Genomic DNA, 17,829 nt, shown 5'->3' with positions numbered 1-17,829 from the left:
CGGAGGATGACCGTGCTTGGGGCATACTAGCCTTTTGAGGTTGCCTCTCACTTCATACGAGGATGACGAAATGCCACAAAAAACGGCGTCCCGGAAGGGGCGCCGTTTCTGCATTCTATGAATATGGATTTTGGGGAATTCTATTTCATGCGGTGACCCTTGAGGTCAAAGCGCTTGCCGCTCTTTTCGATAAACACCTTCTGATCAGCAAAACGAAGACGAACACCATCATTTGCATTCTTACGAATTCTTGAAACGGAAGGCTTGATCGCAGAGGTTCCCTTTGCAACACCTTCTACAGCAAAGGACGGAGCGTAACCAGCATTCAAGGCTTCCATAGCGCCAACCAAGTATGCAAACGGAGCATTCCAGTTGATGGCCACTTCATTCGTGGCATAGCTGCAACGGTCATCGATGTAAGCCGTCGCAGGCTTCTTGCCAGATGTATAGTCCTTGCATTCCCAAGACTTGGAACCGATATCTTCACCACCCGGCTGCGGACCGCCAACGATCATGCCCGGAACAGGATCCGTCACCTTGTCAGCAGTACTCGGACGATGGTGCGGGAGTTTGGCGGACTTGGTACCGAAACCCGTCAGGAAAGACATGTCGAGCGGATTCTTGCCAAGCAGGTAGTCCACCACCTTCTTTGCAGCTTCGTAATACTTCTGTTCACCTGTGATATAGTAAGCATGAAGAAGGAACACGCCCTGATTGCCAGCAACAGCATTCGATCCCCAGACAAAATCATCTTGAGACATAACAACGCCAAAGCCCTTCGAGGCTTCATACGCAAATTCATTAGCATAGTCCGTAAGCATTTTCTTTGCGGTAGCGGCTTCAGCACCAAGTTCCGTTGCATGAGTTGCAGCACCATAAACAGCAAGGCCATAAACTTCAGGCCATGCAGGAACAATGCTCGTTTCGTTCGGATTCAGAGTCGGCTTGTAAGATGCATCGCCTGTGGAAATAAACAATTCCATACCAGCAAAGACCTTTTCGTCATCCAGCTTGCCATCGCTATAAGAACCCGTGCCTACATCCATCGGATTGTTGAATGCCTTTTCCGGGTTCTGAGCGCCCCAGGCATAAGCCTTCTTCGCCGCTTCAAGGCACTTTGTCGCATAGGCAGAGTCGAACGGCTTGTACACTCGGTATGCCGTAGCCATCACCGCCGCAAAATCAAACGCAGCTGCAGTACCCTTGCCAATCACATAAAGTTTTTCCGTATCCTTCGCGGGCATCACGTCGCCCGGGAACTGGAGCGTCGTAAGCTTGTGATAGACACCGCCATCTTCCGCCTGCATGGTAAGCATCCAGTCAAGATTGTACTTGATTTCGGCAAGCAAATCCGGGAGGGTTCCGTCGGCCGGGATGTTCCACTTGAAAGTCTTGAAATATTCCGGGAAATGCTCGTAAAGAGACAGGAGTGTATAAGTCGTAATACCTGAATTCACGATATAGCGGCCGTAGTCGCCAGCATCGTACCAGCCCTTGCTAGATTCAATCGTTCCCGAAGCTCCCGTAGAACTGTGGAGCGTCGCCGTCGAGTTCGTATGGCCCGCAGCGCGTTTCCACTGACCCGCATACTGTTCTTCCAGTTCCATGGAAGCTCGCTGATAATAGTACCACTTAAGGGCTGCCTTAGCAACATTTTCAAACGGCTTTTCGGCAATTACCAAATCGGAACGGAGCACTTGCCCGCCCTGCTTGATGGAATAAGTTCCAGGAACGGTCAAGGCGGAGAAATCGACAAGCTGCACATCCTGACCGCTCGGATTCCAGCGGGATGCCGCTTTCGGAGTAGCCTGAAGCACAGTTTGACCGGCGGCATCCACAATTTCGATATCACCAGAACCTTCAAAAAGCGTAAATTCTTTCGGATCTGTGGTACGGTAGCCAACCTGGTTGATGTAGGCTGTTGCAGCGGTCGCCGCCGTAGCAAGCGAAAGAACCGTAGCTGCGAGGGGGATATACTGTTTTAAGCCAAATGAAGCCTTCATAAGACACTCCTTTCCATTTTCACAATATAAATTTACCCCTAAAAAAAAGAATTGCCCAACTTTTGTTGGACAATCTGGTTACAACTGTACCCAATGTATTACTTTTTCGCAAATTTTATGATGCTCGTCACACCCGAAGGCGATTCCACCATAATCCCATAAACGCCCACCGGCAATAGAGACAGATCTAGTTCCCTACGGAAGAATCCGCTAACTTTACGCGCCCCGTCTACAGAAATTACCGTATAACGGAATATCGCCATAGATCCCTGAACCGTCAAGCGATTTCCGCGAATTTCCACACCATGGGACTTTGCAAATTCCGGCAACATGGTCCTGCCAGAATCCACCTTGCTCGTATCCGTCCTAGATGTATCCCTTGCGGAGGTATCGATCACGGACGTGTCCCTAGCAACCGTATCTGGCGGGACGCTTGCCGCCTTCGCCTCGCGCGCCTTGTCAAGGAACGCGACCGCCTTGTTCAAGTTTTCAGTCGCATTCATCTTGTCGCCGCCATGGGAACCGCCCGACACCTTGACAAATTCCGTCACCACATTGTGGTTCTTGAGGGAATCGTAAAGTTCCTGGCTTTGTTCGATATTCACAATATTGTCAGAAGTTCCATGAAACATGATTATCGGCGGATCGTCATCGCTTGCATAATACGGCGAACTGGCAACAGTCCACTTATCCTTGTTACCTTCACGCTCGACACCGATGAAATCGCCTTCCATTGTCCCAGAGCCGCCCATGCGAATGGGGTTCATCGTGTAAAGGTCGGTCGGAGGAGACCAAAGCACGGCACCATCCACACAACTGCTGAACGACGTAAATTCGCCAAGGTCACCCACCAAGTCCACCGTCACCGAACCCGACTTGCCTTCTTTCAAGCCACAGGTTGTCGCAGTAAGGCTCGAAAGGTGACCACCCGACGAGAAGCCGGACACAGCCACAAAATTCGTGTCAAACTTGTACTTAGCCGCATTGCCACGGACAAAACGGACCACAGCCTTGATGTCGTGAAGCTGCGCCGGATACTTGGCGTCACTTGCAGAACGGTGATTCGGAGTCACGACGGCATAGCCCGCCTTGACATATGCGGAACAGATGGTGCTCAGGTCCGCAGAGCCTTTCATGTTGTTAAAGCTCCAGGCACTACCATAAGTATGGATAACCACCGGATACGATTCCTTGGCTTCCTTTGGAATATAAATATCCAGCGTATGGTAGGACTTTCCGTCGCCTACATAGTTTACATCGGCAGTCTTATCGGCATTAGATACGCTCCCACCACCTTGTGGGCCGCCAAAGCCACCACCGCCGAAACCTCCACCGCCGCCCCACTGGGCGAACGCAGAAACAGCGGCAATGCATACCGCCATTGTCATCTTTTTCATATCCACTCCAATCAACACCGGCTAAATTCTATAGCCGCATCCTGCCATCAAATTTATACACAAAAAAAGCCCCGCGACAAAGCGGAGCTTCATTTCCATTGTTGAGTTTTACAACCCTCAAAAATTTATTCAGCACATGAATTGATCAACTTGTTCAATGCATTATTTGCAGTAAAGGTCACAATCTGTTTCCCAGACGAAGAAGCTATGTAGGTCGGCATCATCTTGGACCAAGCCATCATCTGCGCCCAGACATCGCCGACATACATTTCCGAATCACTTCCATTCTCGAGCGCCTTGCTCCAGGGAACATTAAAGGCTATGCGGTCCAAGCTGCGCAACCCGCCCTCAACAGTATTACCATCGATGTCCCTCAGGACCCCTTCAAACTGGTACACCTGTTCGCCATTTTCGCTGGCCGTCGGGCCTGTCAACGAGAGTAGATAAAGGCCAAGAGCCTTTGTCTTGCCATCAGCATCGTCGCGAAGCACGATCATCGACGGTATATTCTGCGAGGTCACTGCCTTAACTGTAGAATCCGCAAACGGAAGATTCATGGAAATACGGTTCTGCGTATTGCCGTGAGCATCCTTTACCACTTCGAACTTATTCATCGAAAGCGGTTCAACACGGCGCGTTGCGCGTTTTTCAGGAATTGCGCGGATGTAAATTTCGGAACCGTTCGTCTGGCGGTTTGCATAGAAAATATGCAAGTGGTGGACGGAACCATCGGCCCAGCCCGCATTTTCTGACGAACCCTTGCAGTTTTCGTATGTGGCAAGAGGTTCTCCATCATGGCATCCATGGTTGTTAGCGGCAAGCACCTGAAGATTCACAATGCTCGGGACCGGCATGTGGTCGCCACCCATATCGGCAACAAGCACACCATCCACAAAAACCCACATATCACCGCTACTGATAAATTCAAAATTCTGCGGAGCCGTAGCCTGCTTGGCGGCATCATACTTGAAGGTCGAATAAGCCATCATCGTAAAATGGAAATTGCGGAGGTGCTGCATACCGATCTTGGCCCCCCTATTCGCCATGGACACCATAGCAAGCCAGGCCGCACTATACCCAGTACCTTGGGGATCAGCGGCACGCGGCCCACCCTGATTCAACCATTCATCGCAAAGCTCATAAGTATTCTGTTGAAATTCATCCGACTGAGTTCGTGCATACTGATAATCATAAGGCGGACAATAAATAGAAAGGGATTGCGGTTCATACTGTTCGCACATACCATTCGGTTGGATGGACGGGTCACAGGGCTTGTTCATGACCCATTCCCTTGTCGAGGGATTAATGCTATCGAGCGGAAAGAAGCCCCCATTATTATAGCCACGGCTGTAAATGTAATCATCGGACTCGGGATCCTTAATAAGGTTAAGCGTCGTATTGACTCGCTTATTTACAGACGGGACATCGGTAAACCACTGATCAAAGTTCGCATTATCGCAGCGTTCGTTCAGCTTACTAATCGTAACACCATCAATCATATCAATTTTGCCATCAGCACCGGCCTTGGCAAATGTAAGATAAGGAGAAACCATGCCCGTCGTAGCGATAACAGGATTTGCCCAATTCGTTTTGCCCCCTTCGCACGAATAATAATCAATACCTTCAAGGGCATTCTTGTATCCGCGCACAATCATTTGCCCGGATTCATACTTCTTATAAAAATTACATTCGCCGTATTCCAATACAGGACCTGCGGAGGTCTGTCGGAGGTATTCCGGCAAATTCGTATTTTCGTCCATAGGAAGACCGTCGACACCTATTTGCGTTCCCGAGCCATACTTGGCATTGGCACTCACGGTTCCGCAAGAAGCGTGATAAGGAACAGCGGTATACCAATCATCACCGTAGCCATTATCCTTCATCGCAACACCAGTGCGCGTGACATAGTTATAAATGAGATCCAGATGTGCAATGGATTCGTACTCCAGTTGTGTCGTCGCTTCTTCCGAGAAGTTTTCAAAGTCCGAATGATTCGGCTGGAAGTCGCGAATGACGGCCGTCATCGACCCCACATTCAGGTACTCGGGTTCTGGCGTTACCGCACCGCCAACAGGCGAAGAGCAGAGCAAAGTTTCGAACGAAGACTCATCCCCCGAATGTGATGCAGGGTTCTTGCCCGGTTCATCAAGCTGACTCGTCGGATTTTCGGAACAACCTGCAACAAATGCAAGCAACGGAATAGCTACAGACAAACCCGCAACACGCCATGAATTTCTCATAAATTTTTCCTTAAACAAATTGTGCAGAATATACAAAAAAGCACGGCCGAAGCCGTGCTAAACAAATGCATTATTTGCAACAAAACCACATAAGGCGATTATTTCAAGAAGCCTTCTGTCATGAGGCGGGCTTCCTTGTCGGCTTCGAGAACTTGTTCGAGCGAAAGGTGACCGGTGGCATTCGGGGCTTTTTCCATCACCATTTCCACATACTTCGGAATATCGGTGAACTTGAGGTTACCCTTGAGGAAACGGTCCACGAGGACTTCGTTTGCAGCGTTCATCATCGAAGGCACAATACCGCCACGGCGGCCAGCTTCAAACGCGAGAGCGAGGCAACGGAACTTGTTGAAGTCCGGTTCGAAGAACGTGAGCTTTGCAAGCGTCGGCAAGTCGAGGCGCTTGGTTTCGAGCTTGAGGCGGTCGGGCCACGTGAGTGCCACCTGGATAGGAATGCGCATGTCGGGAGCGCCGAGCTGGGCCATCAAGGAACCATCGCGGAACTGCACCAAGGAATGTACCATGGACTGCGGGTGAACAACGACCTTGATCTGGTCATACGGAATGTGGAACAAGAAATGAGCTTCGAGCACTTCGAGGCCCTTGTTCATCATGGACGCAGAGTCAATCGTAATCTTCTTACCCATGCTCCACACCGGGTGATTGAGGGCATCGGCAACAGTGATGTTTTCAAACTTTTCAATAGGCCATTCGCGGAACGGGCCGCCCGAAGCCGTGATTTCAAGGAATTCGACTTCGTGTTCGCGCTTGCCGCCTTCGAGACACTGGAAAATAGCGCTATGTTCGGAGTCAATCGGTGTAATGAAAGACTTCGGATTTTCAGCAAGTTTATCCCAAATGACAGGACCCGCCATGACCATCGTTTCTTTGTTCGCAAGAGCGACATGCTTGCCATGTTCAATAGCGGTAATCGTCGGGAGGCATCCCACTGCACCCATCAAGGCGTTGATGATGATGTCCGCCTTCGGATCGGCAGCAAGTTCGCAGAGGCCGTCCATACCGGCAAGCACCTTCTTGCCGAGAACGCCTTCGAGTTCCTTGGCGGCAGTCTCGTTGAACATGCAAACGCGTTCGACATTGTACTTGCGCACGATTTCTGCAACTTTTTCTACGCTACTATTTGCTGCAACGGCATATAAATTAAAAATGTCCGAATGTTGATGAATGACATCGACGCTAGAAGTACCGATAGAACCGGTGGCACCCAAAAGAACTACGTTTTTCATTTAAGAACCTCAGTGATTGCTTTTTCGGTAAAGATAGAATAAAGAGATGATCCCGCCAAGAAAGCAAGCTTTAAATTCTAGGGTAACATACATATGGAGATAAACGATTTATCCATATATATGCTTGCGTTGAGACAATTACAACATTTTACATTTCAATAAAAAAAATTAGTGTATATTGAATATGGGTTAGGTTTGTTGCTCGAAGGAGGTGCTTATGCGCATACTTTCCTCGGGTGTATATGCTGCGTGTTGTTGCGCAGTTGGGGTGCTTTGGAGTTGCTCGGATTCGTCAAGCAATGGCATTTCCGGGTCGGACATCAATATTTCATCATCAATCACAAATGTACCAGAAAGCTCGTCGGGAACATCGTCGATAGCATCATCAGAAAAGTCCGCTGGTTCGCGCAACAGCTCTTCGAGTACACGTCCTCACCGGAGTTCATCTTCGAGTCCCGAGCAAGGAAAATCGTCTGGAGTTCAAGTAAATTCTAGCTCCAGCGAAGAATCTTTTGTCTACACCTCGCCTGCAAATTTCGCCGATACGGTAAACGGCGTTGTATTCAACATGGTCTATGTAACAGGCGGTTCTTATACACGAGGCTGCGACAATTGCGCCGAACAAGATAAAATTTACGAGAGTCCATCACACAAAGTAACAGTCGATGAATACTTCATCGCCAATACCGAAGTGACTATTGCACAATGGAACGCTGTAATGGGCGGCAAAAAGAGCGCCTGGGAATCGGACAAGGCACCCAAAATTGGAGTAAGCTGGTTTGACGCCAACAACTACGCCTGTAAACTAGGGCAAAAAACAGGACGGCAATACCGCTTGCTGACCGATGCCGAATGGGAATTCGCCGCCCGCGGAGGCAAGGACGGAATTACAGACAACTTTAAGTTTTCAGGAAGTAACAACGTCGATGATGTGGCATGGTATTCCGAAAACAGCGGCGGGAAATCGCACGATGTAGCGACCAAGAAGCCAAACAAGCTAGGACTTTACGACATGAGCGGGAATTCCTGGGAATGGGTGTACGACTGGCTCGTAGGCTATACATCTGGCGACAAGGTGAACCCGGTACAGCTCACGGGTTCCGGCAACAAGACTCGTCGAGGCGGAAGTTACGGGGAACCCGCAGAGTTCGCGCGAGTGAGCCGTCGCGCCATCCGCAGCCGCGATGGCGCCGCCGACATGGGATTTAGAATCGGGATGTCCACAAAGCTCCCGCCGGGAATGGTCAGCCCATGCGAAGCTGCAAACCCCTCGGCCGCCGTCTGCCAAGGCGATAAGAACCGCGACTGCCGTTTAATCACCGCTACAGACGAAGCCTGGATCAGCGACGATTACACCGTAATCATCAACGAAGACGGAATAGCGGCCGTGTCCGGATTCCCGAATGTTTCAGGACAATGGTACACGCTCAACAACCGCAGCTTTAACGTTGTCACCAAGAACGGCACCAAAACTTACGCTTATTACGTGTTCAGCGAGGATGAACTCACGATGATCAGTGACGATGGCATTCCCTATCGTCTATACCGCCGAGCCGCAAGCGAAGCGAAGAGCAAAGTGAGTATCCCCACGGTAAGCAACCCCAAAACATTGGCACAGCTTATCGCAGCAGTGGAACCCGAACGAATCGTGAGCGATGAACAGCTCGCCCACCCCGATACTAGTGTGCGAGACCCGCGCATTGCGACCGCAAGTGGTTACACCTGGTTCTTTGACGGGCGTTGCTGTGGTGGCAACCACAAATACCGTTTCCACCTCGACAAGAATGGCGATGCAGAATTCGTCGTCATGGATTACGATGACACCCACCACGAAAACATTCTCGCAAAAGGGCGCTGGTTCACAGTCGGCAACATCGGGCTACACATCGTTTTGAACGGCAAGTATTTCAATTACCTCTACACATCCGGCGAACGCACCATGAGTTATAGCGAGTACATGCCGGCAGGCCCCATTTTCTGCCATATATCTTTCCAGAGCTACGAACGTGGAGACTTCCGCATATTCAACAAGACTTTATTCGACGACAAGATTAAACGCCCACGAGGCTTCAACGGCGAAAAACCCGTCTACGAAGCAGGGGATTACCAGTGGGGTTCGTAAATGCAAAAACTCAACCATAGCGTGCTCCGCGCAATTGCGACAAAGCCCCTATTTGTCGCAATCTCATTCACAGCGATGCTTTCAGCCTGTAGCGACACCACATCCTCAACAGCTCCTGAGAGCATCGCTTCATCCTCAACAACAACTGAGGAACTCTCGTCATCGGAGGTTGCAACCATTGAGTCATCCGGCTCAGCAATTCAACAAAGCTCGTCGTCAAGTGGAACAAAAAATAATTCCAGCTCATCACGAAGTAGCCATCGACGATCTTCGTCTTCTGTAGCACAAACAAGCTCATCCATAATTTCATCATCGCAAGACACGCAAGCTTCATCGCAAAAAGAGGTTTCATCATCGTCAACAGCATCCCCGCCTGTTAAAATCATGCTCGACGAAAACGGCTTTGCGACCATCGCCGATGTTTACAGAAGCCTCGCCCCCGAAGAAAAAGCGGTATTCATCATACGCCATTCCGAACGCGAAGATGACGTCGCTATAGAAACGGAACTCACCGCCAATGGCGTAAAGATGGCCCAAGACCTAGGCGCCACCCTCAAAAGCGATGAAGAATTTTCATACATCACTTCTGGATTTGTGCGCACTAACGAAACCGCAAACAACATTTCGAAAGGTCGCGGAGAAGCAAGCCTCCCGAAACTCATCACCAACTACGACATCACCGGGAACTGGTTCCTGAAAATTTCAGCAGATTCGCTTGCACAGTACGCCACCAAGTTCAACATGAAAGGCAGTTCTGTCGAACTCATGGCTCATTGGGCATACGAAGGCGGCTACCCCGACGTACTCTATGAACTCTCGCCCCGCGCCGAAGAATTCATGCAGAAAGTCATCCTCAAGAATTTATCCAAATGGAAGCGCGTAAGCATAATGGTCTCGCACGACATTTTCGTGATGCCGCTCGCCGTATTCGGTTCAAACAAAAAAGTAGCCCTCAAATACCACGAGGACTACCATTGGATAAATTACATTGCCGGACTTGCAATCATCATCGGAACAGACAACAGTATGCGTTATGTTCCCGTGAAGGGCGCTGCATCAGGCGTTATCGACTATCTTGCCATTTTTATGGATGGACGACGCTCTTCAAGAAGTCCATGAAGATGTATAGGGCGGGTGCTGCGAGGAGGAACGAGTCACAACGGTCGAGTACGCCACCGTGCCCAACGAACAAGTTCCCGGAATCCTTCGTGCCGCTCCAGCGCTTGAGCGCAGACATCAGAAGGTCGCCCACCTGGCCTGCTACCGTGATGAGGAGGCCAATGACGATCGCCGATGTCCAAGTGAAATTCATTTCGAACGAGCTGAGTGCAGCACTGCACTTGACCCAGTACGCGACCCAGGCAATCGTTGCGATGGAACCCGCAACCGAACCTTCCCAAGTCTTCTTCGGGCTGATGCTCGGAGCAAAAGGATGACGGCCAAACGGTCCCTTGCCCGCCGCAAACTTTCCAAAGAAATAAGCGACCGTGTCGCAAAGCCATACCGCCGTCATCACGAGGATGAACGGGTAGCAATGTTCAAAGCCCTGGCCGTTGCCCATCATGAGCACGTTCATGCCGCCCCAGAACCCCACATACAGCGGAGCGCCAAGCTGCATCACGAGCCACGGGAACAAATGGTCAATCTCAACCTTCGCGTAGGCAACGCCAATGTAAATCGCAAAAATAGCGAGGAACGTCATGCCGACAACATAAGGCACAGCCGGGAGACCAAAGTAGCCGCCCTTCGAAAGCGCCCACGCAAGCGTCAGCGCCATAGTCGACGCAAACGAAAGGTAACGCATATCCGGGCCTGCGTACATCTTGGATGCCATGCCGGCCCATTCCCAGGCGCCAACCGCGCCCAGAAAACACATCAGTCCAATGCGACTAAAATCGTTGAACCAAAGTAAAACAAAAACGATTGGAATTGCAATAAATGCAGTGATCAATCGCTGAGCCAAATTACTCATGAAGAACCTTCCCAAAACGGCGTTCGCGAGTATTATAGAACTCGACCGCCTTCATGAACTCTTCCTTCGTGAAATCAGGCCAGAGCGTGTCCGTCACATAGAACTCGCTATAGGCGGCCTGCCACAGAAGGTAGTTGGAAAGCCTGAATTCGCCACCCGTGCGGATAATCAGGTCCGGATCGGGAGCGCCCTTCAGGTACAAGTGTTTTGCAAAAACGTCGTCGTTGATTTCGTCGATAGAAAGCTTGCCTGCGGCAACTTCTGCAGCAATGTGCTTTGCCGCTTCAACGATTTCCTGACGACCGCCATAGGAGATGGCAAGGTTCAGCTGCATACCCGTATTGTTCGCCGTCTTATCAATCGCCATCTGCAAGTTGGCACGCGGCTTCTCGGGCAAGCGGCTGATGTCTCCGATGACAATCAGCTTCACATTCTTTTCCATGAGGTCCGGGATTTCCTTGTAAACCATCTCGATGAGAAGGTTCATCAGGTAATCCACTTCCTTGGACGGGCGACCCCAGTTTTCCGAGCTGAACACGTACAATGTCATGTGCTCGAGCTTGAGGTTCACGCCCATTTCCACAGCGTCAATCGTCGATTCCGTGCCCTTGCGGTGCCCCAAGAACCGTTCTAGACCGCGACGGCGGGCCCAACGGCCATTACCGTCCATGATGATGGCAATATGTCTAAGCTGATTGGCCATAGAACCTATTACACCTTGAGGATGTCGGCTTCCTTTTCAGCAAGGAGAGCGTCGATCTGTGCGATAGCCTTGTCAGTTGCCTTCTGGATTTCGTCCTGCTGCTTCTTGACGTCGTCTTCGGAGAGTTCCTTGTTCTTCTTGAGGGCGTCGTTTGCGTCACGGCGGATGTTACGGATAGCCACGCGGCCGTCTTCGGCATGCTTGCGTGCGATCTTGGCAAGTTCCTTGCGGCGTTCGGTCGTGAGGATCGGGAGCGTCACGCGGATGCAGTTGCCGTCCTTCATCGGGGTAAGGCCGATGTTTGCAGCGAGGATAGCCTTGTCTATCGTATCGACGAGCTGCTTTTCCCACGGGGTCACGAGCAGCATACGCGGTTCCGGCACGGAAATCTTTGCGACCTGAGAGATCGGAGTCGGAGTGCCGTAGTAGTCAATGCGCACACCGTTGAGGATAGCCGGGCTAGCCTGGCCAGCACGGATCTTGGAAAATTCACGTTCGGTGGCCTCGATGGCCTTGTCCATTTTTTCAGAATAATCTGCCATAGTTTGTGTTCCTAGTTACTAGTTAGTAGTTACTAGATAAAAGGTTAAAGGTTTTAGTGATTTCTTCTAGAGGCTAAATATAAATAAAAGCAAAGCAAGTATTACATTTTTGGCCTATTTAAAACACAAAAACGCCCCCGCGATCGCAAGGGCGCACAATTGTAAGTTATTTATAATTTAGCAGTGGACAAGCGTACCGAGATCGCCTTCGATAGCGGCGCGCGTGAGGTTGCCCTTTTCCATCTTGAACACGAAGATGGGCATGTTGTTTTCCATACAAAGTGCAACAGCTGCCGTGTCCATGACCTTGAGGCCGCGAGAGATGACTTCCTTGTAGGAGATATCGTCGAAGCGAGTGGCAGTCGGGTCCTTGACCGGGTCTGCGGTGTAGATGCCATCGACCTTGGTGGCCTTCATGATCACGTCGCATTCGCTTTCGATAGCGCGAAGAGCAGCACAGCTGTCCGTCGTGAAGAACGGATTGCCCGTACCGGCAGAGAAGATGACCACGGAACCAGCGGACAAAAGCTTGAGAGCCTTGCGACGGTCGAAGAATTCACAGACCGGTTCCATACGGATAGCGGACATCACGACGGAGTCGATGCCCTGCTTGTCGAGAGCGTCTTGCATGGCAAGGCCATTCATCACGGTACCGAGCATGCCCATGGCATCGCCCTGGGCGCGATTCATGCCGCCTGCAGAAGCGGAAATGCCGCGAACGAGGTTGCCACCGCCAATCACGAGAGCGACTTGAACACCCTGCTTGACGATGGATGCAATTTCGGAGGCCATGTCAGAAAGAATCTGGTTGTCGATGCCGTGGCCCTTTTCGCCTGCGAGGGCTTCGCCACTGAGCTTGAGGAGAATGCGTTTGAATTTCATAAGTTGGTCAGTAGTTAGTAGTCAATGGTTATTTGTCGCCGTCATTCTGAGGCGAAGCCGAAGAATCCAGTCAATTAAAGCCCTGGATCCTTCACTACGTTCAGGATGACGAGACCATTAGTGTCTCAGAGGAAATGTAATAAAAATAGGCTATGGCCAACACTAAAAGTCCTTGCTTTTTTCATACGAAACGCCTTCTTACCACTAATTAATGTATTTATAAAAAGAGTTGAAGGGAAAGGGATGTTCTATGAGAACCAAAATTGTATTTGGCTTATTATCAAGCTTATTGTTGCTACCGACGATGCTTTTCGCAGACATCGTGTATCAAGGGAAAAGGGTCCAGGAATGGCCTGACGAGGCCCGTCCGACATTCAACGGTTCAAACGCCAACAAGCCCAGCTTTATTTTGGCAAGAACGTCCGCGACACAGACCCAAAGCCATTACGCTGCCCCCAAAGGCAAAATTTACAGCCTGACGCTTCTCGTTGATTTTTCGGACCAGAAGGCGCCCGTCTCAGTTGCCGACGTTGAAGAATGGCTGAACAAGGAAGGATTCAACAGGGACGGCTGCAACGGATCCGTCCGCGATTACTATCTGGACGTTTCAAACGGGCAACTCGACCTCACCAACGAAGTCTACGGCTGGTACCGCGCCAAGCACCCCAAATCCTGGTACGAGAACCTGCAAGGGTACACAGGATCGGATTCGCTGATGAAGGAAGTCTTTGACTATTTCGATCCACAAGTTGATTTTTCCCGCTACGACAACGACAAGGACGGCACCACCGAAGCGATCAATATCGTGTACGCAGGCGCCGGGCAAACATGGGGACAAGGCTTGTGGCCCCACTCGGGATGGTCCAACGAAAAACGCGACGGCGTAAAGCTCACGCACCACCAGATGACGGACATGCCGGGCAAATTTTCCATTTACGTCTTTGTGCATGAAAGCGGACACATGATTTTTGGCTGGCCGGACCTTTACTGGTACGGCGACTACTGCACCATGGGCAATCGCGCAAACGACTTGAACCCCGTCGCCATCAACGATTTTTACCGTGCGGACCAGGGCTGGATTCCGTTCGTGGACGTGACCAGCGAAGACGTGAGCCTCGAAACCACAAAGCCTGGCGAAGTGTGCTACCGCTACAAGAACCCCGCAAGGCCGGACAAAGAAGGCTTGGTATGGTCATACGTACGAAACACGGGCCGCAACAAAGTTCTTAAAGGTAGCGGACTCTTGATGCAGCACTACGATTTTTCGATCGGCGCCAATTCCTCCGCCGACAAGCTCGGTTTAAGAATCGTACATGCAAGTGCAGCAGGCAAATCTACGGACAACGTTTCAGACCAGTGGCCAAGCCCTGGCAGTACCGCAAACACGTTCTTCAGTTACAGCGCCTATCCCGAATTTTCGGATGACAAGTACCCCGCCATCCGCTGGTACAACGGTTCCAAGACAGGACTCAAAATCACGGACATCGGAACGCCCGGCGAAACGCTCACGTTCTGCATCGGCGGGAACTGCCCAGCACAAGAATCGTCAAGTTCAACGGGGATTGCGTCAAGTTCGTCCAGCGCAATTGTTTCAAGTTCCTCGAGTGCGCCGAAGCCCGAGAGCAGCAGCGCCGTCGAAATGAAAATCGAGAAAATCGCATTCGACGTGACGCTTCCGATAGACAACAATTATGCTTACGTCACGCTCGACTTGAAAGGTGACGACGTCGCAAAAATTTTAAACATCAAGAAAAGCGAAATCGCAGATAAAGTCAAATTCTACGGCGTAGAACCAGACGGTTCGCTCAACAGCCGTACCACCGGCGAAGGGACCGGACACTGGTTTGACAAGGACGGCAAAATCGTCGCCTGGGATCCAAACGGTTCGAGCATCGTCTATTCTAACGCAGACATTTCGACAATGACGACAAAAATCGGGCATATGCCAAACAAGGTCTATGCAGGCGATTCATTCACCGTGCGGCAAGCGGTCGTTTACGAAAACAAGCAGGTCACCTTCGAAATCACGGTCACGATTGAGCAAAAGACGACGCGAATTTCAAATATCCGCAGTTTAAGACGCGGCAAACCCGGGAATGTGATTTTTAACGCGCTCGGCAAGCCTGTCGGCAAAAGGACTGATTCAGGCGAATTGCCCGACCTGCCTAAAGGCATTTACGTGGAAATCGTGAAATAATTCGGAATGCGCGGCGCCCGCTGCGCATTTTATTTTGCCTTCTGGACACCGTCGCCGTAGATGGTTTTCCAGTCGTTTTTCATGGACACGGGAATCCTTCCGCAAAAATTTTCGCAATCATACATTGCTCCCCTTTTTATTGATTTTTTCGATGTTAAATATAGTGATAAAAATTAAGAATCGACAATTCCTAGCAACTGCAAGTAATTTCGTTTAGCATAAAGGACACGATGTATTTGAACAGAATCACCCTTTACCACATAAAACATCAAATAGTTATCTATGGGAATAACACGGTAGCCAATAAGCTTCAGCAACGAATCCTGATGTACTGGATACACAAGCGGATGTTCCTTTAGAATTTGCACTTGTTCAAGGAATTTCTTGAACACAGAATTTGAAGATGTTTTAAGGATATTCGAAAAATAGTTCTTGATTTCGTTCAAGTCCTTTTGAGCCGATGGATAGACAAGAACCTTATATTTCTTAGCCATCCATCAAGTCCTTCAAGAATTTTTCAGCATCAGCACCTTCTGCACCATGTTCAATTTCAGAAATAGCTTCGGCAAGTTTTGAATAAAGCTCTAGCTGAGCCATTTGTTTTTCATAACACTCAATAGACATAACAACCATATCCCCTACGCCGTTTTTAGTAAGGTACATGGGTTCATCGTACTTATGTACGGTTTCGGCAACGCTAGAGAAATTATTGCGTAAATCAGAAATCGGTCTAATATTCGGCATATGCTTACCTTTTATTATGATAATATACTATCATAATTATGATAAGTCAAGAGAACCACACACAAGGATAGCGTTCTCAAGCCAGGCGTTGCGGGCTGGCGCCTGAAGCCCGCACGAGAGGGTGATGGAAGACCCGGCGGGAATGCATTGATACTGTACGAGAAGGAGGTGCCCGCTCGGTGGCGGGCATGACATTATGATCGGGGTGACAATGTAAGCCGGGGCTGCAATCAGGGGGATCCCTCCCCCACCTGGTCAAATTTATTTATTACAGAAATATTACGTAAATCTTAAAATGGAGTTATTTCCAGCCCGTTTGGATCATATTCGGAAATCCGGCGGGCTTAATAATTTTATCTTGTATCCGTAAAATTTTGCAGAGTAGCAGGATTTTCAATTAACCGTTAAATTAAAACACTATAGTAATATGAGTCTTAAAATCGTTGTGCTTGCAAAGCAAGTACCTGATACACGAAACGTAGGCCCGGACGCCATGACGCCGCAGGGTACTATCAATCGTGCCGCATTGCCCGCGGTCTTCAACCCCGAAGACCTGAACGCCCTGGAGCAAGCCCTTCGTTTGAAGGACCAGTTCCCGGGTTCCACCATCTCCGTGTTGACCATGGGTCTCCCGAAGTCTGCCGAAGTTGTCCGCGAAGCTTTGTACCGCGGTGCTGACTGCGGTTACGTCGTGACGGACCGCCCGCTCGGTGGTGCTGACACGCTCGCTACGAGCTACACGCTCGCCCAGGCAGTGAAGAAGATCGGTGACTACGACATTATTCTCGGTGGCCGCCAGGCTATCGACGGCGATACCGCACAGGTCGGTCCGCAGATTGCAGAAAAGCTCGGACTTACTCAGGTCACTTACGCCGAAGAAATCTTGAAGCTCGACGAACAGGCACGCAAGGTCGTGATTCGCCGCCACATCGACGGTGGTGTCGAAACTGTGGAAGCACCGCTCCCGCTGGTCGTGACCGTTAACGGTAGTGCCGCACCGTGCCGTCCGCGCAATGCAAAGCGCATCATGAAGTTCAAGAACGCTACTGCTGTTGCCGAACGCAAGCCGGAAGATGCTGACAAGTACGCAGCCCTCATCGCTAAGAAGCCCTACCTCGACATCCCGCAGTGGGGTGCAGCCGATATCGACGCCGACCCGGCTCAGATCGGTAAGGCAGGCTCGCCGACGAACGTGAAGGCCGTCAAGAACATCGTGTTCAAGGCTAAGGAAAGCCGCACGCTCTCCGCAAACGACGCCGACATTGAAGGACTTATCAAGGAACTTTTAGACGGGAAGATTATTGGCTAACCTATGAATAACGTATTTGTATATTGCGAAATTGAGGGAACCACCGTCGTTGACGTTTCCCTTGAACTGCTTTCTAAGGGTCGCAAGTTGGCCAACACTCTCGGCGTTCAGCTCGAGTGCATTTGCGCTGGCAAGGGCCTTGACGGCATTGAAAAACAGGTTTTCCCTTACGGTGTGGACAAGGTTCATGTGTTCGACGCCGAAGGCCTGTTCCCCTACACCACCAACCCGCACGCATCTCTCGTGGTGAACCTCTTCAAGGAAGAACAGCCGCAGATTTGCTTGCTCGGTGCAACGGTTATCGGCCGTGACCTCGGCCCGCGCATCTCCAGCGCCATGCACAGCGGCCTTACCGCTGACTGTACCGAACTCGAAATCGACAGTTTCGAAATGAGCATCGGTGGCGTGAAGAAGTTCTACGAAAACCAGCTCTGCCAGATCCGTCCGGCATTCGGCGGTAACATCGTCGCA

The 17,829-nt window shown here is 50.5% G+C and carries 16 protein-coding genes; 5 read left to right on the top strand and 11 right to left on the bottom strand.

Annotated elements, in window-relative coordinates:
- Nucleotides 1-140: 140 nt before the first annotated feature.
- The 4 genes from ACJMM9_RS05230 to dxr all read right to left on the bottom strand — a co-directional run bounded on the left by ACJMM9_RS05230 (nucleotide 141) and on the right by dxr (nucleotide 6,887).
- Entirely contained in the window at nucleotides 141-2,003 is a 1,863-nt protein-coding gene (locus ACJMM9_RS05230; protein ID WP_405324478.1) for a glycoside hydrolase family 9 protein, read from the bottom strand.
- A 98-nt stretch (nucleotides 2,004-2,101) separates the two neighbouring features.
- Nucleotides 2,102-3,400 carry an alpha/beta hydrolase fold domain-containing protein gene (locus ACJMM9_RS05225; RefSeq protein ID WP_405324476.1) on the bottom strand — a complete coding sequence of 433 codons (1,299 nt, stop codon included), beginning with the start codon at nucleotides 3,398-3,400 and terminating at the stop codon, nucleotides 2,102-2,104.
- A gap of 125 nt (nucleotides 3,401-3,525) precedes the next feature.
- Entirely contained in the window at nucleotides 3,526-5,640 is a 2,115-nt protein-coding gene (locus ACJMM9_RS05220) for a fibro-slime domain-containing protein (protein WP_405324474.1), read from the bottom strand.
- Nucleotides 5,641-5,738: 98 nt separating this feature from the next.
- Nucleotides 5,739-6,887 (bottom strand): 1-deoxy-D-xylulose-5-phosphate reductoisomerase, encoded by a 1,149-nt coding sequence (gene dxr, locus ACJMM9_RS05215; protein WP_405324472.1) that lies wholly within the window; start codon nucleotides 6,885-6,887, stop codon nucleotides 5,739-5,741.
- A gap of 217 nt (nucleotides 6,888-7,104) precedes the next feature.
- Here dxr and ACJMM9_RS05210 point away from each other — a divergent pair, with 217 nt between their 5' ends.
- Nucleotides 7,105-9,009, top strand: a complete 1,905-nt coding sequence (locus ACJMM9_RS05210; RefSeq protein ID WP_405324471.1) for a formylglycine-generating enzyme family protein — start codon at nucleotides 7,105-7,107, stop codon at nucleotides 9,007-9,009.
- Nucleotides 9,010-9,076: 67 nt separating this feature from the next.
- On the opposite strand, the gene ACJMM9_RS05205 is transcribed toward ACJMM9_RS05210, so the two are convergent.
- Nucleotides 9,077-9,364 (bottom strand): hypothetical protein, encoded by a 288-nt coding sequence (locus tag ACJMM9_RS05205; protein WP_405324469.1) that lies wholly within the window; start codon nucleotides 9,362-9,364, stop codon nucleotides 9,077-9,079.
- A gap of 29 nt (nucleotides 9,365-9,393) precedes the next feature.
- On the opposite strand from ACJMM9_RS05205, the gene ACJMM9_RS05200 reads away from it, so the two are divergent.
- Nucleotides 9,394-10,128, top strand: a complete 735-nt coding sequence (locus ACJMM9_RS05200) for a histidine phosphatase family protein (RefSeq protein WP_405324467.1) — start codon at nucleotides 9,394-9,396, stop codon at nucleotides 10,126-10,128.
- Here the strand turns inward: ACJMM9_RS05200 and ACJMM9_RS05195 are convergent.
- From ACJMM9_RS05195 to pyrH, 4 genes are all read right to left on the bottom strand, one after another.
- Nucleotides 10,094-10,981 carry a phosphatidate cytidylyltransferase gene (locus ACJMM9_RS05195; RefSeq protein ID WP_405324465.1) on the bottom strand — a complete coding sequence of 296 codons (888 nt, stop codon included), beginning with the start codon at nucleotides 10,979-10,981 and terminating at the stop codon, nucleotides 10,094-10,096. The two genes, ACJMM9_RS05200 and ACJMM9_RS05195, sit on opposite strands and share 35 nt — an antisense overlap.
- Complete coding sequence (locus tag ACJMM9_RS05190) at nucleotides 10,974-11,684, bottom strand: isoprenyl transferase (RefSeq protein WP_405324463.1); 711 nt, start codon at nucleotides 11,682-11,684, stop codon at nucleotides 10,974-10,976. Before ACJMM9_RS05190 ends, ACJMM9_RS05195 begins: the two co-directional genes overlap by 8 nt.
- Before the next feature lie 8 nt (nucleotides 11,685-11,692).
- Complete coding sequence (frr, locus tag ACJMM9_RS05185) at nucleotides 11,693-12,226, bottom strand: ribosome recycling factor (protein WP_088641349.1); 534 nt, start codon at nucleotides 12,224-12,226, stop codon at nucleotides 11,693-11,695.
- A 177-nt stretch (nucleotides 12,227-12,403) separates the two neighbouring features.
- Nucleotides 12,404-13,108 (bottom strand): UMP kinase, encoded by a 705-nt coding sequence (gene pyrH, locus ACJMM9_RS05180; protein ID WP_072827780.1) that lies wholly within the window; start codon nucleotides 13,106-13,108, stop codon nucleotides 12,404-12,406.
- A 250-nt stretch (nucleotides 13,109-13,358) separates the two neighbouring features.
- On the opposite strand from pyrH, the gene ACJMM9_RS05175 reads away from it, so the two are divergent.
- Nucleotides 13,359-15,305 (top strand): M6 family metalloprotease domain-containing protein, encoded by a 1,947-nt coding sequence (locus ACJMM9_RS05175; RefSeq protein ID WP_405324460.1) that lies wholly within the window; start codon nucleotides 13,359-13,361, stop codon nucleotides 15,303-15,305.
- Nucleotides 15,306-15,478: 173 nt separating this feature from the next.
- Here ACJMM9_RS05175 and ACJMM9_RS05170 read toward each other — a convergent pair whose 3' ends face one another.
- Both ACJMM9_RS05170 and ACJMM9_RS05165 read right to left on the bottom strand, forming a co-directional pair.
- Complete coding sequence (locus tag ACJMM9_RS05170; protein WP_405324458.1) at nucleotides 15,479-15,799, bottom strand: type II toxin-antitoxin system RelE/ParE family toxin; 321 nt, start codon at nucleotides 15,797-15,799, stop codon at nucleotides 15,479-15,481.
- Nucleotides 15,792-16,049, bottom strand: a complete 258-nt coding sequence (locus ACJMM9_RS05165; RefSeq protein ID WP_405324456.1) for a type II toxin-antitoxin system Phd/YefM family antitoxin — start codon at nucleotides 16,047-16,049, stop codon at nucleotides 15,792-15,794. Before ACJMM9_RS05165 ends, ACJMM9_RS05170 begins: the two co-directional genes overlap by 8 nt.
- A 427-nt stretch (nucleotides 16,050-16,476) precedes the next feature.
- Between ACJMM9_RS05165 and ACJMM9_RS05160 the strand changes: the two genes are divergently transcribed.
- Nucleotides 16,477-17,358, top strand: a complete 882-nt coding sequence (locus ACJMM9_RS05160; protein WP_405324454.1) for an electron transfer flavoprotein subunit beta/FixA family protein — start codon at nucleotides 16,477-16,479, stop codon at nucleotides 17,356-17,358.
- Nucleotides 17,359-17,361: 3 nt separating this feature from the next.
- Nucleotides 17,362-17,829 (top strand): electron transfer flavoprotein subunit alpha/FixB family protein (locus tag ACJMM9_RS05155; RefSeq protein ID WP_405324452.1); only part of this gene is annotated, 468 nt, incomplete at its 3' end.

It is taken from the genome of Fibrobacter sp., from assembly GCF_045112255.1.
Lineage (GTDB): Bacteria > Fibrobacterota > Fibrobacteria > Fibrobacterales > Fibrobacteraceae > Fibrobacter.
This window is presented reverse-complemented; position numbering and strand designations above follow the sequence as displayed.